Annotated in this window: 18 protein-coding genes and 1 pseudogene; 9 read left to right on the plus strand and 10 right to left on the minus strand. The window is 73.1% G+C overall.

The window, feature by feature from the left end:
• Positions 1 to 4: 4 nt before the first annotated feature.
• From ACFOYX_RS06790 to ACFOYX_RS06810, 5 genes are all read right to left on the minus strand, one after another.
• Positions 5 to 541 carry a hypothetical protein gene (locus ACFOYX_RS06790; protein WP_109804684.1) on the minus strand — a complete coding sequence of 179 codons (537 nt, stop codon included), beginning with the start codon at positions 539 to 541 and terminating at the stop codon, positions 5 to 7.
• Entirely contained in the window at positions 541 to 2,433 is a 1,893-nt protein-coding gene (gene dnaG, locus ACFOYX_RS06795) for a DNA primase (RefSeq protein WP_109804683.1), read from the minus strand. Before dnaG ends, ACFOYX_RS06790 begins: the two co-directional genes overlap by 1 nt.
• An 88-nt stretch (positions 2,434 to 2,521) precedes the next feature.
• The gene (locus ACFOYX_RS06800) at positions 2,522 to 2,773 is read right to left on the minus strand and encodes a helix-turn-helix transcriptional regulator (protein WP_109804682.1); all 252 of its coding nucleotides are present in this window, start codon (positions 2,771 to 2,773) and stop codon (positions 2,522 to 2,524) included.
• Between the two features lie 10 nt (positions 2,774 to 2,783).
• Positions 2,784 to 3,635: an ABC transporter permease gene (locus ACFOYX_RS06805; RefSeq protein WP_322439924.1), complete on the minus strand. Its 852-nt coding sequence runs from the start codon at positions 3,633 to 3,635 to the stop codon at positions 2,784 to 2,786.
• Entirely contained in the window at positions 3,632 to 4,609 is a 978-nt protein-coding gene (locus ACFOYX_RS06810; protein WP_377533837.1) for an ABC transporter ATP-binding protein, read from the minus strand. Before ACFOYX_RS06810 ends, ACFOYX_RS06805 begins: the two co-directional genes overlap by 4 nt.
• A 157-nt stretch (positions 4,610 to 4,766) precedes the next feature.
• On the opposite strand from ACFOYX_RS06810, the gene ACFOYX_RS06815 reads away from it, so the two are divergent.
• The gene (locus tag ACFOYX_RS06815; RefSeq protein ID WP_322439925.1) at positions 4,767 to 5,417 is read left to right on the plus strand and encodes a hypothetical protein; all 651 of its coding nucleotides are present in this window, start codon (positions 4,767 to 4,769) and stop codon (positions 5,415 to 5,417) included.
• 49 nt (positions 5,418 to 5,466) lie between these two features.
• Positions 5,467 to 7,461 carry an acyltransferase family protein gene (locus tag ACFOYX_RS06820; RefSeq protein ID WP_322439926.1) on the plus strand — a complete coding sequence of 665 codons (1,995 nt, stop codon included), beginning with the start codon at positions 5,467 to 5,469 and terminating at the stop codon, positions 7,459 to 7,461.
• A 72-nt stretch (positions 7,462 to 7,533) separates the two neighbouring features.
• On the opposite strand, the gene ACFOYX_RS06825 is transcribed toward ACFOYX_RS06820, so the two are convergent.
• The 4 genes from ACFOYX_RS06825 to ppdK all read right to left on the minus strand — a co-directional run bounded on the left by ACFOYX_RS06825 (position 7,534) and on the right by ppdK (position 12,889).
• A complete protein-coding gene (locus ACFOYX_RS06825) occupies positions 7,534 to 8,367 on the minus strand; it encodes a siderophore-interacting protein (protein ID WP_322439927.1) in 834 nt (277 codons plus the stop codon).
• A gap of 57 nt (positions 8,368 to 8,424) precedes the next feature.
• Positions 8,425 to 9,669 carry a deoxyguanosinetriphosphate triphosphohydrolase gene (locus ACFOYX_RS06830; protein WP_377533846.1) on the minus strand — a complete coding sequence of 415 codons (1,245 nt, stop codon included), beginning with the start codon at positions 9,667 to 9,669 and terminating at the stop codon, positions 8,425 to 8,427.
• Positions 9,670 to 9,684: 15 nt separating this feature from the next.
• Positions 9,685 to 10,035 (minus strand): VOC family protein, encoded by a 351-nt coding sequence (locus ACFOYX_RS06835; protein WP_322439929.1) that lies wholly within the window; start codon positions 10,033 to 10,035, stop codon positions 9,685 to 9,687.
• A gap of 145 nt (positions 10,036 to 10,180) precedes the next feature.
• Entirely contained in the window at positions 10,181 to 12,889 is a 2,709-nt protein-coding gene (gene ppdK, locus ACFOYX_RS06840) for a pyruvate, phosphate dikinase (protein WP_322439930.1), read from the minus strand.
• A 280-nt stretch (positions 12,890 to 13,169) separates the two neighbouring features.
• On the opposite strand from ppdK, the gene ACFOYX_RS06845 reads away from it, so the two are divergent.
• Entirely contained in the window at positions 13,170 to 15,008 is a 1,839-nt protein-coding gene (locus ACFOYX_RS06845; RefSeq protein ID WP_377533847.1) for a family 20 glycosylhydrolase, read from the plus strand.
• Positions 15,009 to 15,189: 181 nt separating this feature from the next.
• On the plus strand, positions 15,190 to 15,522 hold the full coding sequence (locus tag ACFOYX_RS06850; RefSeq protein ID WP_322439931.1) for a hypothetical protein: 333 nt from the start codon (positions 15,190 to 15,192) through the stop codon (positions 15,520 to 15,522).
• Positions 15,523 to 15,543: 21 nt separating this feature from the next.
• Here ACFOYX_RS06850 and ACFOYX_RS06855 read toward each other — a convergent pair whose 3' ends face one another.
• Positions 15,544 to 16,530, minus strand: a complete 987-nt coding sequence (locus ACFOYX_RS06855; RefSeq protein ID WP_322439932.1) for a helix-turn-helix transcriptional regulator — start codon at positions 16,528 to 16,530, stop codon at positions 15,544 to 15,546.
• A gap of 152 nt (positions 16,531 to 16,682) precedes the next feature.
• Between ACFOYX_RS06855 and ACFOYX_RS06860 the strand changes: the two genes are divergently transcribed.
• From ACFOYX_RS06860 to ACFOYX_RS06880, 5 genes and pseudogenes are all read left to right on the plus strand, one after another.
• Positions 16,683 to 16,982: a hypothetical protein gene (locus tag ACFOYX_RS06860; RefSeq protein ID WP_322439933.1), complete on the plus strand. Its 300-nt coding sequence runs from the start codon at positions 16,683 to 16,685 to the stop codon at positions 16,980 to 16,982.
• Between the two features lie 8 nt (positions 16,983 to 16,990).
• Positions 16,991 to 17,230, plus strand: coding sequence for a hypothetical protein (locus ACFOYX_RS06865; protein WP_322439934.1), 240 nt, complete (start codon positions 16,991 to 16,993; stop codon positions 17,228 to 17,230).
• Positions 17,231 to 17,284: 54 nt separating this feature from the next.
• A complete protein-coding gene (locus ACFOYX_RS06870) occupies positions 17,285 to 18,976 on the plus strand; it encodes a CHAP domain-containing protein (RefSeq protein ID WP_322439935.1) in 1,692 nt (563 codons plus the stop codon).
• Between the two features lie 271 nt (positions 18,977 to 19,247).
• A pseudogene (locus tag ACFOYX_RS06875) lies at positions 19,248 to 20,453 on the plus strand (DUF4158 domain-containing protein); the annotation flags it as partial.
• A 618-nt stretch (positions 20,454 to 21,071) separates the two neighbouring features.
• Positions 21,072 to 21,543, plus strand: a 472-nt coding sequence (locus ACFOYX_RS06880; protein ID WP_377533838.1) for a C39 family peptidase, incomplete at its 3' end; no start/stop codon positions are given.

The following is a 21,543-nucleotide window of genomic DNA, read 5'->3' on the forward strand; positions in this document are numbered from 1 at the left end:
CGCCTCAGACGTCAACGGGGGCGGTCGCGGCGCGGGCGGCGGCGACCAGCCGGTCGGTCTCGGCGGCCACCGTCTCGTCGTCGGCCGGCGTGCCCGGGTCGTAGCGGACCGTCCAGGTCAGCCCGTCCACACCGGCCACCCGGCGGGCGGCGATCCGGCCGGCGCCGCCGGGCAGCTCGTGGTGCGCCGTGTACGCCACCGAGCGGGTGACCCGGGCGCGCACCTGGTGCGGCAGGTCACCGGGGTCGAGCAGGAGGTACGTCTCGGCCGGGCAGTCCGCGACGACCTGGTAGCCGTCCCGCTCGGTAACCTGCTCGGCCGGGGTCACGGTCAGCTCGCGGCCGGACCAGATCGCCTTGAGGATCTCGTGCCAGCCCAGCCGGTGACCCCGGCCGGGCAGCCAGAGCCCGAGGTTGCTGGCGACCAGCACGCCGTCGCCCTCGCCGTTGCCGGCGGCGGCCCAGGCGAGCACCCGCTCGTCGGTCGCCAGCGGCGGCCGGTCGGCGGGGGGCAGCTTGGGTTTCCGGTTGAACAGTCCCATCACAGTCCTCCGGCGGCCTGCTCGCGAAGCGCCCGCGCGTGCTGCTCCAGCGAGAGCAGTTCCCCGAAGAGCGCGAAGTACTCGTCCTTGTTGCTCACCGGGTTGATCCGCTGGATCTTGGACTTGAGGTCCTTGATCCGGGCGGTCACCGAGCCCCACTGGAGCCGGGCCATGGTCACCGAGACGTAGCGCGGGTCCGGCTCACCGTCGATGCGCAGCGGCTCGACGGCCAGCTCGCCGACGAGCGCCCGGGCGGCCAGGTCCTCGCAGGCGTCGCGGACCTGCTCGATCCAGACCGCGCCGCCGGTGGCCGCCGCCGCGCCGCCGGCCGCCGCGACCGCCGCCCGCACCGCCACGTGGACGGGGTGGCGGTACGCGGCGGACTCGACCGCGTCGAACATCGGGCCGGCCAGCACCGGCTCCTGGAGGGCGAGCTTGAGCGCCTCCCGCTCGACCATCGACTGCGGGCTGTCCACGGCGGGGGCGGCCGGGGCGGACCGGGCCGGGCCGGGCCGCTCGCCGCTCGGCTGGCCGTTGGCGGCGGTCAGCACCGCCCGCTGCACCGGCTCGATCTCCATGCCGAGGTCACCGGCGAGCTTGCGGACGTACTCCGGGCGCTTCTCCCGGTCCTTGAGCTTGGCGACCAGCGGGGCGGCTCGGCGCATCGCCTCCACCCGGCCGTCGACGGTGTCCAGGTCGTACCGGTTGATCACGTGGCGCAGCGCGAAGTCGACCAGCGGCTCGCGGCGGGCGACCAGGTCGCGGACCGCCAGGTCGCCCTTGGCCAGGCGCAGCTCGCACGGGTCCATGTTGTCGGGGCTGACCGCGATGAAGGTGCGCCCGACGAAGCGCTGGTCGTCCTCGAACGCGCGCAGCGCGGCCTTCTGGCCGGCGGCGTCCCCGTCGAAGGTGAAGATGATCTCGCCGGCCACGGCGTCGGTGTCCAGCAGCAGGCGGCGCAGCACCCCGATGTGGTCGGCGCCGAACGCGGTGCCGCAGGTCGCCACGGCCGTGGTGACGCCGGCCAGGTGGCAGGCCATCACGTCGGTGTAGCCCTCGACGACGACCACCTTGCCCTGTTTGGCGATCTCGCGCTTGGCCTGGTCGATGCCGTAGAGGACGTGCGACTTCTTGTAGAGCGGCGTCTCGGGGGTGTTCAGGTATTTCGGGCCGTCGTCGTCGGCGAAGAGCTTGCGGGCGCCGAACCCGATGACGTCGCCGGCGAGGTCCCGGATCGGCCAGAGCAACCGGCGGCGGAACCGGTCGATCAGGGAGCCCGACCGGGCCGGGCGGGACAGCCCGGCGGTGACCAGCTCGTCGTGGGTGAAGCCCTGCTGGCGCAGGTGCTTGGTGAGCAGGTCCCAGCCGTCCGGGGCGAAGCCGCAGCCGTACCGGTCGGCGGCGGCCCGGTCGAAGCCGCGCTCCGCCAGGAACTCCCGGGCCGGGCGGGCGCCGGCCGTGGTGAGCTGGGCGCGGTAGAACTCCACCGCGGCCGCGTGCGCGGCGACCAGCCGCTGCCGCTGGCCCTGCTGGGGGCGGCTGCGCGGGGTGGACCGGTCGTCCTCCACGTACCGCAGCTGGAGGCCGGCGCGGGCGGCGAGCCGCTCGACGGACTCGACGAAGCTGAGGTGCTCCGCGTCCATCAGGAACTTGATCGCGTCCCCACCGGCCCCGCAGCCGAAGCAGTACCAGACGTTGCGGGCGGGCGAGACGTTGAACGACGGGCTCTTCTCGTCGTGGAACGGGCAGAGCCCCTTGAGGTTGCCGCCGCCGGCCGACTTGAGGGTGACCGTGTCGGAGATGACCTCGGCGATGGAGCTGCGCTCGCGGACCAGCGCGATGTCCTCGTCCCGGATCCGCCCCGCCATCTCCGCCACCTCCTCGGCGTACATCCTGCCCTGCCGGACCGACGATCCGGTGGTCGGGGGACGCCCGTGTGGCGAAGGACGCCGCGGCCCGCCGGACCGGCCGGCCGCGCGGTCAGGCGGAGCGGCCCGCGCCGCTGGTCACGTCGCCGATCCGGGGGAACGGCTCGATGGAGAAGACCACCTCGACCGGCACCTCGAAGAACGCGGCGATCCGCAGCGCCAGGTGCAGGCTGGGCCGGAACTCACCCCGCTCCAGGTAGCCGACCGTCTGGTAATGCACGCCCAGCGCGTCGGCGAGCTGCCGGCGGGAGACGCCCCGCTCGGCGCGCAGCACCGCGATCCGGTTGTGCACGGTCTCGCTCATCGACGCCCTCTCATCCGACCCGCTGCATGGCCCGCTCCCGGCGAGCGGCCACCCGCGAGCCGGATTCGCGGCGGGCCATCCGGCGCAGCACGACCGGCGCCAGCACGAGCCCGAGCACCGCCCACGCGCCGAGCACCCCGAGCGTCTCCAGGTGCCGCCAGGAGCCGTCGAGCTCGACCGCGGCCATGCCGTCGGGCAGCAGCGCCGAGCGCATCCCCAACCCTAGCCAGTAGATCGGGAAGACCTGGGCGACGCCCTGCAGCCACCCCGGGTAGCCGTTGATCGGGTAGAAGATGCCGGAGAGGGCGATCAGCCCCATGTTCGGCAGCATGACCAGCCCGAGGTTACGCGGGTTCTCGATCAGCGCGCCGAGGACCGCGCCCATCGGCAGGGTGGCGACCAGGCCGAGCACCGCCACCCAGAGCAGGGTGAACCAGGCGGACGCGCTGGTCACCCGGAGCCCGTCCAGGAAGAACAGCGCCGGGACGAGCTGGATGAACATGCTCATCAGCGCCACCGTCGACATCAGGATGATCTTGCCGACCAGGTAGCCGAGCATCCCGTTCGGGGTGGCCTTGGCGCGCAGCAGGGTGCCGTCCTCCCGCTCGATGACCAGCTGCGAGGCGAGGACCAGCATGCCGCCGAAGGCCAGCCCCATGCCGAGGGCGCTGGGCAGCGTTCGGGCCCCGAGGGAGAAGGAGGTGCCGGGCACCGTGGAACCGCGCATGAAGAACATGGCGGTCAGCAGGGCCGCGGTCGGGAAGAAGTAGTTCCACAGGTCCTGAGCGTTGGTGAAGGTGTTACGCAGCTCGATCACGCCGCGCTGGACGCCGGCCCGGACGGCCGCCACGGTCGGGTTCATCGGTCGCTGCTCCCCTGCCGCCACATCCGGGTCGCCGCGCCGGCCCGCACCCCGGATTCCTCTTCGTAGACCAGTGCCATGTACGCGTCCTCCAGGCTCGCCCGGCGGATCTCCAGCTCCTGCACGGCGTCGTTGTACTGGCGGAGCAAATCGCGGACGAAGCCGGTGGCGTCGGCGGCGGAGTGCACGAAACGCTTCCCGTCCCGGGTCCAGCGGATCTCCGCGTCCCCCGCGACCCGACGGGACAGCTCGTCCGGCGAACCGTTGGCGACGATCCGGCCGCCGGCCAGGATGAGGATCCGGTCGGCCAGCTTCTCCGCCTCGTCCAGGTCGTGCGTGGTGAGCAGGATGGTGGTCTCGTCCAGGTCGGCGAGACGGTGCACCAGCTCGTGGAACTCGCGCCGGGCGGCCGGGTCGAAGCCCACCGTCGGCTCGTCCAGGAAGAGCAACTCCGGGCGGCCCACGATGCCGACCGCCACGTCGAGCCGGCGGCGCTGGCCGCCGGAGAGCTGGTGCACCCGCTTCCCGGCGTGCGCGCCGAGGCCGACCGTGTCCAGCAGCTCGTCGACCTGGCAGGGCCGGCGGATCCGGGCGGTCGAGTACGGTGCGTAGAAGTCGCCGAGGTGGGCCAGCAGGTCCCGGACCCGCCACTTGCCGTGGTCCCGCCAAGACTGGAGGACCACGCCCATCCGGGCCCGCCACCGCTCGTCGCCCCGGCCCGGGTCGCTGCCGAGGACGCTCACCTCGCCGGCGGAGCGCATCCGGAAGCCTTCGAGGATCTCGATGGTGGTGGTCTTGCCGGCCCCGTTCGGCCCGAGCAGGGCGAGCACCTCGCCGCGCCGGGCGGTGAACGTGACCCCGTGCAGCACGTCGACGCTGCCGTAGCGCATACGGAGGTCACGGACGTCGAGGACGAGGTGGTCGTCGGGTGGGTGGGGAGTCGTGTCCACTCCCGGTAGTTCGACCGCCGTCATGACCGCTCCCCGAGGTGTGTCGGATCAGTACCACCAAATGTAGCACCTCTACTACATTGTGAGGTAGACCGACTCCCTCGGAAATCGGACCGCCAGGCCGCCGGCCCTCGCGGATCTTGGCTACGGTGGGGGCCGCGACCGCGAGGAGGAACGCCGGATGGCCCAGGACACGGACGTACCGCTGACCATCGCCCTCGCCGAGTACGAGCACCTGCGCGAGCTGAGCCGCGCGGTGCACGACCAGTCGGCGGCCCGGTTCACCTTCTTCCTCGCGGTGGCCTCCGCCGCCACCGCCGTCTCCGCGGGGCTGATCACCACCGGCAGCCCGGACGGCTGGGTGCGGTCCGCCGTCCTGGCCGGCCTCGGGGTGCTGGTCCTGCTCCTCGGGATCTCGGTCTTCGCCCGCCAGGTCGAGCTGAACGACCGGGGCCGCCGCTACGCCGTTGCGGCCACCGTGCTGCGCACCTACCTGGCCCGGCGGGCGCCCGACCTGACGGCGTACGTGATGATGCCGACGCTGGACGACCATGGCCCCTTCGCGCCGGAGCCCTTCCGGCGGCACTGGTTCCGCGACCTGGTCAGCCAGGCCGGCATGATCGCCCTGCTCAACAGCGTGCTGCTGGGCCTGGCCGCCGCCCTGGCCGTGCTGGCCGCCGGCCCTCCCTGGCTGGCGATCACCGTGGCGGCCCTGGTGGTCCCCGGCTCGGTCGCGGCGCACCTGCGGGTCATCCGCCGCCGCATCGCCCGCTCCGCCGACCGGGTCGGCACCGTCCTGGCCGACCGCCGTCTCGCTTCCACCACGCGGTGACACCGGCGCGGCCGGGTGTAGACCCGGCGGCGACGGGGACAACCGGCGCATGTCGGGTGCAGGCGGACCCCGGATCGCGTACCAGCCGGCGCTGGACGGCGTCCGGGCGCTGGCGGTGGCAGCGGTGCTCGCCTTCCACGGCGGGGTGGCGGCACTCCCCGGCGGATTCCTCGGCGTGGACGCGTTCTTCGTCCTCTCCGGGTTCCTGATCACCTCGCTGCTGCTCGCCGAGCACCGGGACACCGGGCGGATCGACCTGACGGCCTTCTGGGGCCGGCGGATCCGCCGGCTCCTCCCGGCGCTGCTGCTGGTGCTCCTCGTCGTGCTGCTGGTCTCCCGCCAGCTGCTGCCCGGCACCGAGCTGCCCGCGCTGCGCTGGGACGCGCTGGCCGCGCTCGGCTACCTGGCGAACTGGCGGATGGCGCACCGCTCCGGGGACTACTTCGCCGCCACCGGCAGCCCGTCGCCGTTGCAGCACACCTGGTCGCTCGGCATCGAGGAGCAGTTCTACCTGGTCTGGCCGCTGCTGCTGGTGGCGCAGCTGGCGTGGACGGCGCGCCGAGCCCGACGACGTGGGGCAGGCGCGCCGCCGTCCCCGCCGGAAGTCGGCGGGCTCCGCACGGTGACCCTGCTCGGCACGGCCGGGTCGGCGCTCGCCGCGGCGGCACTCTTCGCGCCCGGCGCGGTGGACCGGGTCTACTACGGCACCGACACCCGGGCGGTGGCCCTGCTGGTCGGCGCCGGCCTGGCCGTGTTGCTGACCAGGAGGACGACACCGGCCGGAACGCCGGCGCGGGTACGGCACCCGGTGCTCGGCGGGCTCGCCCTGGCCGGGGCCGTGGGGACCGGCTGGCTCTGGGCCACCGCCGACGGCGGGGACGGCTGGGTCTACCGGGGCGGCCTCACCCTGGCGGCCCTGGCCGTGGCGGCCGTCATCGCACACGCCACGGTGAGCCCGACCGCGCCGACCGCCCGGCTGCTCGCGCTGGCCCCGCTGGTCCGGCTCGGCCGGATCTCCTACGGCGTGTACCTCTGGCACTGGCCGCTGTTCCAGTGGCTCACCGCGGAGCGCACCGGGCTGACCGGGGGCGCGCTGCTGGCCGTCCGGTGCGCGGTCACGCTGGCCGCCGCGACCGGGTCGTACCTGCTGGTGGAGCGGCCGATCCGGCGGGCCCGGCGGCTGCCCCGGCCGGCGCCGGCGGTGGCGGGCGCGGCGGTCGCCGGGGTGGCCGCGGTCGCCGCGTTCGGCACGGTGCCGCCGGCCCCGCGGTCCCGCCCGCCGATCGCGCTGGACGCCCCGGCCGCGGCGGCCGGCGGCGCGCCGGAGTCCCCCGCCTCGGCCCCACCGGCCCACCGGCCTGGGCGCAAGCCCGGGGCGCCGCGGGTCGACTTCCTGGGCGACTCGGTCGCCTGGTCGCTCGGCACCTACCTGCCGCCGCAGGAGAAACTGACCGTGAGCGTGCGCGCCGTGCAGGGCTGCGGCATCGCCCGCCTGCCGGAGCTGCACTACCTCGGGGAACCGCATCCCAACTACCCGGGCTGCGAGCACTGGGACGACCGCTGGCGGCGGGGCGTACGCGCCGACGACCCGGACGTGGCGGTGATCCTGCTGGACCGCTGGGAGCTGATGGACCGCAAGCTGGACGGGCGCTGGCAGCACGTCGGCGACCCGGCGTTCGACCGGTACCTGACCGGGGAGCTGGACCGGGCCATCGGCGTCGCAGCCGAACGGGGCGCCCACGTCACGCTGCTGACCGCGCCGTACACCCACCGGGCGGAGCGACCGGACGGCGGGCTGTGGCCGGAGGACGACGCCGACCGGGTGGACGCCTGGAACCGGCTGCTGCGGGCGGCCGCCGAGCGGCACGGCGCGACGGTGCTCGACCTGAACCGGCGGGTCTGCCCGGACGGGCGGTTCACCTGGGAGGCCGGCGGGGTGCGGGTCCGCAGCGACGGCCTGTATTTCACCCCGGAGGGGGTACAGGAGTGGATCGCCCCGTGGCTGCTGCCCCAGCTCTACCGGATCGCCGTGCGGGGCGGGTGACCGGCGAAATCACCGTCCAGGGGTGGATGACCGGCGGATCACCGTGCGGGGGCGGGTGACCGGCGCCGCCGCTCAAGCGACGGCCGCCACCTCTTCCGCCTCGACCTGGGCGTTCCAGCCGGCCTTCGTCGAGCGCCAGCCCTCGTCGTCCATGCCGAGCCGCCAGTAGCCGGAGATGGAGAGCGCCTCCCGGGGCACCCCGCGCTCGACCCGCAGCAGCCGGCGCAGCTCCTTGACGAACGTGGCCTCGCCGTGGACGAAGGCGTGCACCGCGCCGGCCGGGAAGTCCAGCGCGCGGACCGCCTCGACCAGCGCCGCGCCGACCGGGCGCCCGGCCCGGTGCAGCCAGGTCAGCTGCACCGCGCCGGGACTGGCCAGCGGCAGCTCGTCGGCCGGGCCGTCGACCTCGACGAAGACCTTGGCGGGCGCGCCGATCGGGAGCCGCTCCAGCGCGGCGGCGATCGCCGGCAGGGCGCTCTCGTCGCCGGCCAGCAGGTGCCAGTCGGCGGCCGGGTTCGGGGCGTACGCGCCGCCGGGGCCGGTGAAGAGCACCTCGTCGCCGGGGCGCAGGGCGGCGGCCCACGGGCCGGCCAGCCCCTCGTCGCCGTGGTGCACCACGTCGACGGTCAGCTCGCCGGCGGCCGCGTCCCAGGCCCGGACCGTGTACGCCCGCAGCCGCGGCCACTGCTCGCGGGGCAGGTCCCGCTTCAGGGCGGCCAGGTCCACCGGGTGCGGGTAGCTCACCCCGGCCGGCGGGAAGATGAACTTGATGTAGTGGTCGGTGTAGGCGCCCACCGGCAGGCCGGCCAGCTCCGCACCGCCCAGCACCAGCCGGATCAGGTGCGGGGTGGGCCGCTCGGTCCGCAGGACCTTCGCGGCGGTGACCATCTTCGGGCGCTCACTCATGCTGCTTAGGCTAGCCTAAGTCGCGCAGGCCACCCACCGGCCGGTCCCGGCACCCGCTCAGCCGAGCCCCGGCCGGGCGCCCACCAGGCGACCGTGCCAGGCCAGCGCGGCCGGGTCGGTGAGCGAGGCCACCTGGTCGACCACCACCCGCAGCCGGGCGGCGTCGTCCGGGGCGTCCCGGAACAGCGGCGCGAAGACCGGATCCAGCGCGTCCGGAGCGCGGTCGACCAGGGCGGCGACCAGCTCGGCGAGGATCTCCCGCTGGCTGGCGTACCGGGGACCGGCGGCCGGGCGGCGCATCACGTACCGCAGCGCGATGCCCTTGAGCAGCGCGCACTGCGCCCGGATGCGGCGGGGCACCACCAGGTCGGCGGCGTACCGGCGGTGCGGACCGGGGCCGAAGCGCTGCTGGGTGGCGGCCACCACGGTCGAGACGAACCGGCCGGTGAGCACGCTGGTGGTCGCCTTCAGCGCCGCCTGGGCCCGGTGGCTGCCGTCGTACGCGGCGAGCGGGGCGAGCGCCGGCTCGGCCACCAGCTCGACCAGCACCTCACCCAGGTCGTCCGGGGACTCCCCCGAGTACGCGGCCGCCACGTCGGCGCAGAGCGCCCGCCGTTCGTCGGCGTCCTCCAGCAGCGGGCGCAGGCTGACGTACCCGCCGTGGATGCCGTCCTCCACGTCGTGCACCGAGTACGCGACGTCGTCGGCCCAGTCCATCACCTGCGCCTCCAGGCAGCGCCGGCCGCCGGGCGGGGCGCCGGCGCGCAGCCAGTCGAAGACCGGGCGGTCGTCGGCGTACACGCCGAACTTGCGCCTGCCCGGGCGGCGCGGCCACGGGTACTTGCTGACCGCGTCGAGCGACGCCCGGGTGAGGTTGAGCCCGACGGAGCGGCCGTCCGGGGCGAGCACCTTCGCCTCCAGCCGGGTGAGCACCCGCAGCGTCTGCGCGTTGCCCTCGAAGCCGCCGCAGTCGGCGGCCAGCGCGTCCAGCGCGTCCTCGCCGTTGTGCCCGAACGGCGGGTGGCCGAGGTCGTGCGCCAGCCCCGCGGTGTCCACCACGTCCGGGTCGCAGCCCAGCCGCGCCCCCATCTCGCGGGCGATCTGCGCCACCTCCAGCGAGTGGGTCAGCCGGGTACGCAGGAAGTCGTCGGTGCCGGTGCCCGCCGTGTGCACCTGGGTCTTCGCCGCCAGCCGGCGGAACGCCGCCGAGTGCAGCACCCGCGCCCGGTCCCGCTCGTACGGCGACCGCCCGTACCCGGTGTCCTTGGGCGCCTCGTCGATCAGGCGCGCCGCGTCGTCCACCCGGCCGCTCAACCGCTATCCCCGCTGCCGCAGCACGCAGAACTCGTTGCCCTCCGGGTCGGCCAGCACGGTCCACTGCACGTCGGCCTGGCCGACGTCGACGTGCCGGGCGCCCATGTCGACCAGCCGCTCGACCTCGGCCTCCTGGTCGGCCGGGCGCAGGTCGATGTGCAGCCGGTTCTTGGTGATCTTGTCGTCGCTGACCGGGACGAAGACGATGCCGGGGGTCTGGTCCGCCGCCGGGCGGATCTCCACCTCGTCCGGCCGGTCGCTGATCACCTGGTAGCCGAGCGCCTCCGCCCACCAGTGCGCGAGCCGGGACGGGTCACGGGCGTCAACGGTCAGGCTCTCCCAGACGCTGGTCATGCGGCCACCCTTCCCGGTTGATCGAACAGTGCGCTCAGGTTACGCCCGACCGGGTCGATCGGCGCGCCGGGCGGCGCGCCGGTGGGGTCGAAAACGGCCACGGGGCCGCCGGCGCGGTGGCCGACGACCCCGTGGCCGACGCGGGTCAGCGGGAGTCGGAGCCGTCGGTCTCCACGGCGGCGCGGCCGGCCTCCAGGCGGGCCACCGGGACCCGGAACGGGGAGCAGGAGACGTAGTCGAGCCCGACCTCGTGGAAGAAGTGCACCGAGTCCGGGTCACCGCCGTGCTCGCCGCAGACGCCGAGCTTCAGCTCGGGCCGGGCCGCCCGGCCCTCCTCGGCGGCGATCCGGACCAGCCGGCCCACGCCCTCCCGGTCGATGGACTCGAACGGCGAGATGCCGAAGATGCCCAGCTCCAGGTAGCGCCAGAAGAACGCCCCCTCGACGTCGTCGCGGGAGAAGCCCCAGGCCATCTGGGTCAGGTCGTTGGTGCCGAAGGAGAAGAACTGCGCCGCCTCGGCGATCTGCCCGGCGGTCAGCGCCGCCCGGGGCACCTCGATCATGGTGCCGATCAGCACCTCGACACCGCTGTCCGCGACCACCTCGGCGATGATCTTCTCGGCCTCGGCGCGGACCGTCTCCAGCTCCTGGACCGCGCCGACCAGCGGGACCATGATCTCCGGCTTGGCCACCGCGCCGTCGCGGGTGACCGCGACCGCGGCCTCCGCGATCGCCCGGACCTGCATGGCGAAGAGACCGGGGATGACCAGGCCCAGCCGTACGCCGCGCAGGCCGAGCATGGGGTTCTCCTCGTGCATCCGCCGCACGGCGGCGAGCAGCGCCTCCTCCTTGGCCACGTCCTCGCCACGCTCCTGGGCGACCGCCACGTTGACGGCGAGCTGCTCCAGCGGGGGCAGGAACTCGTGCAGCGGCGGGTCGATCAGCCGGACCGTGACCGGCAGGCCGTCCATCTCGCGGAAGATCTCCACGAAGTCCTCCCGCTGCAACGGCAGCAGGGCGGCCAGCGCGGACTCCCGCTCGTCGTCGGTGCGGGCCAGGATCAGCCGCTCGACCAGCTCCCGACGGTCGCCGAGGAACATGTGCTCGGTGCGGCACAGGCCGATGCCCTCGGCGCCGAACCGCCGCGCCCGCGCGGCGTCCGCGCCGGTGTCGGCGTTCGTCCGGACCGCCAGCCGCCGCCGGGCGTCGGCGTGGGTCATGATCCGGTGTACGGCCCGGACCAGCGCGTTGTCGATGTGCTCCGGGTCGAGGCTACCCTCGAAGTACTGCACCACCTCGGACGGCATGACCGGCACCTCGCCGAGGTAGACCTTGCCGGTGGTGCCGTCGATGGAGACGATGTCGCCCTCGCTGACGGTCTGGCCGGCCACGGTGAACTTCTTGGCCGGGACGTTGACGTCCAGCTCGTCGGCCCCGGAGACGCAGGTCTTGCCCATGCCGCGGGCCACCACGGCGGCGTGGCTGGTCTTGCCGCCACGCGAGGTGAGGATGCCCTTGGCGGCGATCATGCCGTTGAGGTCGTCGGGGTTGGTCTCCCGGCGGACCAGGATCACCGCCTCCCCCTCGGCGGCCAGCTCGACCGCCCGGGCGGAGGTGAAGACCACCTTGCCGGACGCGGCACCCGGGGAGGCGCCGATGCCCTTGGCCACCGGCTCGAACTCGTGGTCGAGCTTGAACCGGGGGAACATCAGCTGGGCGAGCTGCGCGCCGTTGACCCGGTGCAGCGCCTCGTCCAGGTCGATCAGGCCCTCGTCGACGAGTTGCCCGGCGATGACGAACGCGGCGGCGGCGGTGCGCTTGCCGACCCGGGTCTGGAGCATCCACAGCTTGCCGCGCTCGATGGTGAACTCGATGTCGCAGAGGTCCTTGTAGTGCGCCTCGAGCCGGGCCATGTACCTGAGCAGCTCGTCGTACGACTTCTTGTCGAGCTGCTCCAGCTCCTCCAGCGGCACGGTGTTGCGGATGCCGGCGACGACGTCCTCGCCCTGGGCGTTGGCCAGGTAGTCGCCGTAGATGCCCTGCGCGCCGCTGCCCGGGTCGCGGGTGAACGCTACGCCGGTGCCCGAGTCGGCGCCCAGGTTGCCGAAGACCATGGCCACCACGTTGACCGCGGTGCCCAGGTCGGCCGGGATGCGCTCCTGCCGGCGGTAGACCACCGCGCGCTCGGCGTTCCACGACTCGAAGACGGCGCGGATGGCCAGGTCGAGCTGCTCCCGCGGCTCCTGCGGGAACTCCCGGCCGGTGTGCTTGGCGAAGATCTGCTTGTACGAGTCGACCAGCCCGCGCAGGTCGTCCGCGTCGAGGTCCAGGTCGTTGGTCGTGCCCTTGGCGCGCTTGGCGTCGTCGAGCGCGTGCTCGAACTCCTCGCCCGGCACCTCGCAGACGGTCTTGCCGAACATCTGGATGAGCCGGCGGTACGAGTCCCACGCGAACCGGTCGTTCCCCCCGGCCTGTGCGCTGAGCCCGACCACGCTGCGGTCGTTGAGGCCGACGTTGAGGACGGTCTCCATCATGCCGGGCATGGAGAACTTGGCGCCGGAGCGGACGGAGACGAGCAGTGGGTCCTGCGGGTCGCCGAGCTTGCGGCCCATCTCGCGCTCCAGCGACTCCAGGTGCGCCTCGATCTGGCCGGCGAGCCCGTCCGGCTCGCGGCCGGTCGTCAGGTACGCCTTGCAGGCCTCGGTGGTGATGGTGAAGCCGGGCGGTACCGGCAGTCCGAGATTCGTCATCTCGGCGAGGTTCGCCCCCTTGCCGCCGAGCAGGTCCTTGAGGTCCTTGTTGCCCTCGGAGAAGTCGTAGACGTACTTGTGATCGACGGTCTCTTGCGCTGCCACCAGAGCCTCCCACGCGCGCCGGAATTGACACTTAACGAAGGTTCAGTTGCCTCATACCCCGGGGCCGACCGCCGGTAATCCCGGCGTCATCAGCGATCGGTGGGCGAAGGTTAAGCGAACATCGAGTGGCCTGGGACCGTTCGGTGACAATAGGCACAGCTATCACGACTATCCGCGTTCGTGCAGGTTTCTGGGAACGCTTCCACGAGCAGGATCACGCAATTCCAGCTCCCCTCGTACTCTTGACGGCACTGGTTCTGCCGAAGCTGACTTTTGCCATATCCCGCGCGAATACACCCCCGGAGCCGTCGTCGTGCCGTCCACGCCTTCCGCCACCCCCGCCACCGGCCCGGACGAGCGGGGCCGCGTGCTGCTCGACCCGGCCACCATGCCGGCGCAGGAGCCGGCGGCGGCCGACCTCGCCCGGGCCGCGGCGCGGACCGCCGGCGACCTGCTCACCCCGCCGGCCCCGGTCCGGCTGGGCGACGTGATCCCGGTCCCCGAGCGGGTGGCGCCGGACCCGACCGCCGACTTCGTGCTCCCCGGGGACGCGGCGGTCCGGGTCAGCCACGACCCGACCGCCCGGGAGGTCGCCGAGCAGCTCGCCGAGCTGCTCCGGCCCGCGACCGGCTACCCGGTGCCGGTCACCGGGCTGGCCGACGGGACCGACGGGCACCTGGTGCTCGCCCTGTCCAGCTCCGCGACTCCGGCCCGGGCTGCGGCGCCGGGTGACTTCGACCCGGCCGAGCGGCTGGGCGACGAGGGCTACCGGCTCCATGTCGCCCCCGCCGAGGTCCGGATCGTCGCCGACACCGCGGCCGGCCTCTGGTACGGCGTGCAGACGCTGCGCCAACTGCTGCCGAGCGCGGTCGAGAGCCCCACCCCGGTGGCCGAACGCTGGGTGGTGCCCGGTGGGCTCGTCGTCGACCGGCCCCGGTTCCCCTACCGGGGCGCGATGCTCGACGTGGCGCGGCACTTCTTCGGCGTCGCCGACGTGCTGCGGGTGATCGACCACCTGGCCCGGTACAAGCTCAACCACCTGCACCTGCACCTCACCGACGACCAGGGCTGGCGGATCGCCGTCGACTCCTGGCCCCGGCTCGCCACCGTCGGCGGCGCCACCGAGGTGGGTGGCGGCCCGGGCGGCTGGTACACCGCCGCCGACTACCGCCGCATCGTCCGGTACGCCGCCCGCCGGCACGTCACCGTGGTGCCGGAGATCGACCTGCCCGGTCACACCAACGCGGCGCTGCTCGCGTACCCGGAGCTGGCACCGGACAAGGTCGCGCCGCCGCCGTACACCGGCACCGAGGTCGGCTTCAGCTACGTGGACCCGGCCGACGAGCGGACGTACGACTTCGTGGCGGACGTGGTCGGCGAGGTGGCCGCGCTGACCCCCGGGCCGTGGCTGCACATCGGCGGCGACGAGGCGTTCAAGGTGAAGGGCGAGGCGTACACCGGCTTCGTCGAGCGGGCGCAGCGGATCGTGGCCGCCACCGGGAAGACCGTCGTCGGCTGGCACCAGCTCGCCCCGGCCGCGCACCTCGACGGGCGGGTGCTCCAGTGGTGGGGCACCGACGGCGACGACCCGGTGGTGGCCGAGGCGGTCCGCCGGGGCGCCCGGCTGATCCTCTCCCCCGGCAACCACGCCTACTTCGACATGAAGTACGCCCCGGACACCCCCATCGGGCACGACTGGGCCGGCCTGATCGACGTACGGCGGTCGTACGACTGGGATCCGGGGACGCACCTCGCGGACGTACCGGCGGAGGCCGTGATCGGCGTCGAGGCGCCGCTCTGGACCGAGTCGGTCACCTCGCTGGCGGAGATCGAGTTCATGCTGCTGCCCCGGCTGCCCGCCCTCGCCGAGCTGGCCTGGTCACCTCGGGCCACCCACGACTGGGCGGGGTTCCGGGACCGGCTGGCCGGCCACGGCCCGCGCTGGCACCGGGCCGGGATCACGTTCCACCGCGCCCCGGAGATCCGCTGGCCCACCGAGCCGGCGCAACCGGCCGTGCCGCGTCAACCGGCCGCCGAGGCGGCGGATCGGCCGTCCGTCCAGGTCCGTCCCGACCCGGCCGCAACGCCCGGGCCGCCGCGCACCACGAACGGAGCGTGACGGCCTACGGCCGAACCCACCGCCGTACGCTCAGTGACCGGTTTCCTGCTGAAGGCGCCAGATTGTTCGCCTTCCCGACCCGTCGCAGACCCGTGACCAGGCATCTCCGACTCGACGGTGACGGCCATCGTTTAACACCAGTCACCTAGCGCCCACCGCTCGCGCCCGGCACCATGCCGTCATGGCCGACACCGGGAAACTCCCGCTCGCCGACCTGCTGGCGCTCGAGCAGCTGGCCTACGTCCGGCAGCGCTCCCTGGGCACCCGGAACTACCGGGCCGCCGGCGCGCTGCGGCTGCAGCTGACCCCGCGCGATCTGCACTGGAGCCGCCCGTCGGTCTTCGACCCGCAGGTGGAGTCGCTGCGGCGTGACCTGGCCACCTTCGAGCGACTGGCGCGACGGCGCGCCCCGGCGGCCGGCGAGGCCTGGCAGGCCGTGCTCGCGGGCGTCGACCGGCTGCTCGCGGACGCGCGTGAGCTCGCCGGCCACCGGATCCGTCCCCGTCGTGGGTGAGCCGGCGGCCGGCGGTCGCGGTCAGCCGGGTTGGTCGCACCAGCCGCGCTGCGCGGCGTGCACGCCGGCCTGGAAACGGCTGCGGGCGCCGAGCCGTTCCATCACGTTGGCGGTCATCCGCCGCACAGTGCGGAGGGAGAGACCGAGCTTGCGGGCGGCCACCTCGTCGGTGTGGCCGTCGGCGAGGATCCGCAGCAGCTCCCGCTCGGACGGCTCCATCCCGCGCCCGTCGACCTGCGGCACCACGTCGATCGGGCGGGCGGTACGCCAGATCTGCTCGAAGAGAGCGTAGATGGCGGCGACCACGCCGGGGTGGACGACCTCGACGGCGCCCTTGCCCGAGTCGGTCGGGTCGAGCGGCAACAACGCCACCCGCTGGTCGACCACGACCATCAGCATCGGCAGCGTGGGGGCGGTGCGGACCTGCCCGCCGAGACCGGTGAGCCAGCGCGCGTAGCCGACCACGCCCGGGTCGTTGCGGTAGCTGTCCTGGTAGACGCACCGGATGGTGACACCGCGTTCCAGGGCGAGCTGGTTCAACGGCTTGCTCGACTCCTTGCCGTCCGGCGCCTGGGCGCTGCCCGGGTTCAGCGACACGCACTCCACCTCGGCGTTCGCCGCCAACTCCTCCAGCCGGAAGCGGACGGCGTCCACGTCCTCGTACCGCCGTACGCCCTCGTGGTCGCGGGACGCGAGCTGCTCCGCCGCGATGGATTTGATTGCTGCCCGGGTGGCCTCGACCTGGCGCTGCCGGTGCAGCACCTCCGCCTCGGCCCGGCCTAGGAGCGCGGCCAGACCGATCTCCGGGGAGACCGGCCGCAGTGAGCCCGGCTGGACCGAGGACGGCCGGAGCAAGGCCAGGTCGGCGAGTTCGTCCAGTGCCGCGCGGACGGTCGCCTCGTCGATTCCCAGGTGGGTGGCGAGGTCGACGACGCCCAGGTCGGGCAGCGCGAGCATGGCCCGATAGACCTGCTCAGCCCGGCTTGTTATTCCCAGTGATTCCAGCACGACAAACCTCCGCCCGTGGTGAGCCGAGTATCTGGGCAAGATCACCGATGCGCAAGGCCGGCGCGGCCGGTCGGTGGACGGTGGCACCAAGGTGCCACGCACCTTGCTGCCAGCCCGGAAGTAGTGACATCGCAAATCGCGGGCGGCAAGCTTTGACGCAACGGAGCAAGCGATCCGAAAAGAACGTCCGGCGAATCGCCGAAAAGCAATTCCACGAATTCCCGCCACAGGAGGAGTCTGTCATGGGCACGTCGATTCGGGTTTTTGTCCTAGCGGCCGCCACCGGCGCATTCCTGCTCGGTCCGACGGTGCTGACTCCTTCGACGGTCGGCGGCGTGGAGGCCTCCTCCTCGTCGGTGGTGGCGGGCGGTTTCGAATGGGCCACCGGCCCGGCCGACGGGTCGACGACGACGGTCGTCGACACCACCGACGGCGGCTTCGAATGGGCCTGACCATGCGGATGGCGACCTTCGAACTCGCCCGCCCGGAAGCCCTCCGACGAGTCGGCGACGAAGCGCTGCGGGACGTGGTCTGGGCGCACACCCGGCCCGAGGAACAGGTCGAACACATCCGCGTACGGGCCGGACCCGACCACATCTCGGTCGCGCTGTTCCTGCTGGCCCCCAGCCAGTCCTCGGTCGAGGAGGTGGTCCGGGACATCAGCAGTCGGATTCGCGCCCTCCCCATGTTCACGAATTGACCATTCGAATTCTCCGTGCGGCCCCGGCCGCCCAAACCGAAAAGAAGGAAAGAAATGAGCGACGTCAGCACCCCCCGCACCGGCCGCCGTATCGTCCTCGGCGCGCTCGGCGCCGCCGCCGTCTTCACCGCCCCGCTGGCCCTCATTCCCGACGCGTCGGCGTCGACCCTGCGAGATTCGGTCGTCTCCATCGCCAACCGGGAACTGAACGACAACACGCGCAACTACGAGTACCGCGGCAGCGACAACTGCACCTACTACAGCGGCGTCATGACGAATTGGCCGACGTGCAACTCCAGCGGCTGGCGCGGCGGCACATCCAACGGCGACGGCACCTACGCCTGGTGCGCCAACTTCGCCAAGTACGTCTGGAAGCAGGCGGGGGTCACGGACCTCTCCGGCCTCACCACGTACGCCAGATCGTTCCGCTCGTACGGCCAGGACAACGGGACCTACCGCACCAGGGGCAGCGGCTACACGCCCCAGGCCGGCGATGCCATCGTCTTCGACTGGGAGCAGGACGGCACCATCGACCACGTCGGCATCGTGACCAGCAGCTCCGGCGGCCGCGTCTACACCGTCGAGGGCAACTCCGGCGACCGCGTCTCGGCCCACAACTACGCCACCACCGACGTCGACATCGTCGGCTACTCCTCCCCGGTCGGCGCGGACACCGTCGAGGACACCGGTGGAATCAACTCGGCGACCGGCGACCTCGGGCTGATCCGCACCGGCGACGGCATCCTGGCCCAGTACCGCCTCGGCACCGACGGCTGGATCTACGGCAGCAACCAGAGCAGCGTCGGCTCCGCGTTCAGCTCCTGGGTCCGCATCGGCGACCGCGGCAGCTTCGTCGGCAGCCCGACCGCCACGGTCGCCGGCAACGAGACCATCGTCGTCTACGGCCGGGGCACCGACAACAAGATCTACGGCGTGGGCCAGCCGTCGCCGGGCGCCGCCTTCGGCAACTGGGGCATGATCGGCACCGGGCAGCCCACCTTCTCCAGCGACCCCACCGTGGTGATGACGCCGGACGGCATCCTCGCGGTGTACGCCACCGGCAGCGACGGCTACGTCTGGGGTACCTCGCAGGTCGGCCCGGGTGCCGCCTTCGGCGCCTGGACGAAGATCGGCACGGCGGGCGCCGGCGTCGCCTCCAAGCCGCACGCCGTCATCGCGCCGAACGACACCATCGTGATCTACGCGACCACCACCGCCGGCACCGTCAGCGGTGTGGACCAGCCCTCGCCGGGGGCCGCGATGGGCAGCTGGGGCAGCGTCGGCACGGGCCAGCCCACCGACGGCTTCAAGACCGCACCGAGCGCCGTGGTCACGCCGCGCAACCTGATCGCCGTCTACGCCACCGGCAACGACGGGTACGTCTGGGGCGCCTCGCAGAGCACTCCGGGTGGCGCCATCGGCGCGTGGTCCCGGATCGGCACCTCCGGCGCCGGGGTGGCCTCGCGGCCCCAGCCGCTGATCGCCGACAACGGCACCATCGCCATCTACGCCCGGAACACCGCCGGCGGGATGAGCGGGGTCAGCCAGCAGTCCGTCGGCGGCGCCTTCGGCAACTGGATGGCGATCGGCGCCAACCAGCCGACCTTCGTCGGTGACCCGTCGGCCATCGTCTCCGCCACCGGCACCATCGCGGTGTACGACAAGGCCAGCGACAACTGGATCTGGGGCACCAGCCAGGGCAGCGCCGGCGGCGCCTTCTCCAACTGGATGCACATCGGGGGCTGACCTCCCGACCGACCCCGACGGGCCGCGAGCGCACCGCTCGCGGCCCGTCCGCCTACGCATGCGGCGGATCCGTCACCAACGTGGGCCTCACCAGGTTCGCCGCTGCGGGTCCCGGAGTCGGTCAGGCGTCCCGGCGGTGCTCGGCCCAGGGAGGCCTGTCCGTAGTTTCCAGACCAAAAACAACGCTAAGAACTGTGGGTTGATCAAGCTCTCCGCCGAGCCGTAGCGTCCCGTCCCGTTTAGTGACGGTCGATGCTCGGGCGGTGGGTGTGTGGCGACTCAGGACGTGTTTTCGGCGGAGGAACTGGCGCGGCTTCGGGGCTTCCCGGAGATCAACCGGGCCGAGCTGATCCGGTACTTCACGTTGACCGGTGCGGATGAGGCGTTCGTGCGCCAGTTCCGCACGGGCCGCAACGTGCTGGGCGTGGCGGTCCAGCTGTGCACGCTGCCGTGGCTCGGGTTCGTACCTGATGAGGTGGCGGCGGCGCCGGCCGCCGCGGTGGGCCGGTTGTCGCAGCGGCTCGGGCTCGCGATGGGTGAGCTGCGCGGGTACGGGGAGCGGGAGCAGACCCGTACGGATCATCTGCGCGAGGTGGCCGGCTACGCCGGGTGGCGGCCGGTGGACACCGGCGAGTGGAAGGACCTCGACGAGTTCCTGTTCGCCCGGGCGATGGAGCACGACTCGCCGAAGCTGCTGTTCCGGCTGGCCTGCGAGTATCTGCTGTCGTTGCGGGTGATCCGGCCGGGGGTGATCCTGCTGCTGCGGCGGGTGGCCGCGGCCCGGGCCCGCGCTCGGACGGAGACGTGGTCGCGGGTGCGGCATCTGCTCACCGACCGGCGGTGCGCCGAGCTGGACCTGCTGCTGGTCCCTGACGCCTACCTCGGCCGGACCCCGCTGGCCTGGCTGGGTGTGGGCCCGACGTCGTCGAGCCCGGCGGCGGTGAAGGCCGAGTTGGAGAAGCTGGCCTACCTGCGGCGCCTCGACGCGCACACCCTGGATTTGTCGATGCTGCCGGCCGAGCGGCGCCGGTTCCTGGCCGGGGTCGGCCGCCGGTTGACCGGGCAGGCGTTGCAGCGGCGCGAGCCGGAACGCCGGTACCCGATCCTGCTCACGCTGCTGGCGCAGTCGGCCGTCGACGTGCTCGACGAGACGCTGCTGCTGTTCGACCAGGCAATCAGCGGCCGGGAGGCGGCGGCGAAGCAGAAGGTCGCCGAGGCCTTGGCCGAGCGGGCCAAGGGCGGCGAGAACCGGCAGGCGCTGCTGGACGAGATCCTGACCATCGTGCTCGACCCGGCGAGCGGCGACGAGCAGATCGGCAGCATACTGCGCACCAGCATCGGCCTGGACCGGATGCGCGCGGCGTGGGCCGAGCGCCGCGAGCGTCTGCCCCGCGACCACGGCCAGCTCAGCATGTTGGACGCGTCGATGTCCTATCTGCGCCAGTTCGCCCCGGCCGTGCTGGCCGCGGTCCAGTTCGACCGCGCCGACCGACGACCACCCACCACCCCCGCTTTGCTCTGCTTCAACGGACGCAACAGTTACCGGCCGTGCCTGTTGCCCATGGTGAAGCAGAGCAAAGGGAGCGATGGGATGGTTGGCCGGCCGAGCGAAGGTGACCGTCCGTAGCTCGACGCGGGCGGCGGAACGTTGGGGGCGGATGTCCCTGGTGTCCGGGTCGCCCGGCCGAGGCCAGGCCACCCCACGCACGCCTCCCGCCCGCCCGCGGGTGCTGTCCGGTTTGGGGCGGACCGTCCCGTGCGTGGGGGCACCCCGGCGGTGGAATGACCGGCGGGATCGGGGCGTTGAACATGGCATGCCACCCCGGGTCTGCCCGGGTGGTGGGGGCCCGGAGCCCAGGCCGCGGGAACACCCGGCCGCCCGGCCCGGTTACATCCCCCGGAACCCCGGCCTTCCAGCCGGGAGCCCGTGAGCGTGGTGGAATGCCTGGCCGGCCCGGGTCGTTACACCCCCGGACGCCCGAGCAGGCCACTGCCGCCGGGCCGATCCCCTTCAAGACTTCCCCTCTTTGCGCGGCGCGACCGCACCCCCCGTGCGGGTGTCGTGCACACCCCCACAGCAGAGGAGCACGCCAACATGCGTACCGATCTGATCCGTAAGACCGCCCTGACCGCCGCCGGTCTCGCCGCCACCGCCGGTGGCATCGCCGGCCCCGCCATCGCCGCCCACGCCGCCGAGGCCAAGCCGACCGCGCAGGTCCAGACCGACCGCAAGCACGGCGGTGAGCGGGAACTCAACGTCCGCTACCAGGCCCAGCCCAACTTCTACTACTGCGGCCCCGCCGCCACCCGCAACGCCCTGTCCGTGCAGGGCAAGGCCATCGACGTCGACGCCATGGCCAAGGAAATGGGCACCACCGAGGCCGGCACCAACAGCGTCAACGACATCACCCCGGTCCTGAACAAGGAAACCGGTAAGGACGTCTACCACAGCGTCGAAATCCGCGAGAACAAGGCCGACGGCAAGCAGACCGACAAGCTGCGCGCCGACATCGTCCACACCGTCGATGAGGGCCGCGCCGTGGTCGCCAACATCGCCGGCACCGCCA

The organism is Micromonospora sp. GCM10011541 (assembly GCF_042650725.1).
GTDB classification, from domain to species: Bacteria; Actinomycetota; Actinomycetes; order Mycobacteriales; family Micromonosporaceae; genus Micromonospora; species Micromonospora sicca.

What these genes read in the sequence shown, in the direction of transcription:
- ACFOYX_RS06850 (WP_322439931.1), top strand. Translation starts at nt 15,190, where the DNA reads ATGGCCGACACCGGGAAACTCCCGCTCGCCGACCTGCTGGCGCTCGAG.
- ACFOYX_RS06835 (WP_322439929.1), bottom strand. Translation starts at nt 10,035, where the DNA reads ATGACCAGCGTCTGGGAGAGCCTGACCGTTGACGCCCGTGACCCGTCC.
- ACFOYX_RS06865 (WP_322439934.1), top strand. Translation starts at nt 16,991, where the DNA reads ATGGCGACCTTCGAACTCGCCCGCCCGGAAGCCCTCCGACGAGTCGGC.
- ACFOYX_RS06825 (WP_322439927.1), bottom strand. Translation starts at nt 8,367, where the DNA reads ATGAGTGAGCGCCCGAAGATGGTCACCGCCGCGAAGGTCCTGCGGACC.
- ACFOYX_RS06870 (WP_322439935.1), top strand. Translation starts at nt 17,285, where the DNA reads ATGAGCGACGTCAGCACCCCCCGCACCGGCCGCCGTATCGTCCTCGGC.
- ACFOYX_RS06815 (WP_322439925.1), top strand. Translation starts at nt 4,767, where the DNA reads ATGGCCCAGGACACGGACGTACCGCTGACCATCGCCCTCGCCGAGTAC.
- ACFOYX_RS06805 (WP_322439924.1), bottom strand. Translation starts at nt 3,635, where the DNA reads ATGAACCCGACCGTGGCGGCCGTCCGGGCCGGCGTCCAGCGCGGCGTG.
- ACFOYX_RS06800 (WP_109804682.1), bottom strand. Translation starts at nt 2,773, where the DNA reads ATGAGCGAGACCGTGCACAACCGGATCGCGGTGCTGCGCGCCGAGCGG.
- ACFOYX_RS06820 (WP_322439926.1), top strand. Translation starts at nt 5,467, where the DNA reads ATGTCGGGTGCAGGCGGACCCCGGATCGCGTACCAGCCGGCGCTGGAC.
- ACFOYX_RS06790 (WP_109804684.1), bottom strand. Translation starts at nt 541, where the DNA reads ATGGGACTGTTCAACCGGAAACCCAAGCTGCCCCCCGCCGACCGGCCG.
- ACFOYX_RS06810 (WP_377533837.1), bottom strand. Translation starts at nt 4,609, where the DNA reads ATGACGGCGGTCGAACTACCGGGAGTGGACACGACTCCCCACCCACCC.
- dnaG (WP_109804683.1), bottom strand. Translation starts at nt 2,433, where the DNA reads ATGTACGCCGAGGAGGTGGCGGAGATGGCGGGGCGGATCCGGGACGAG.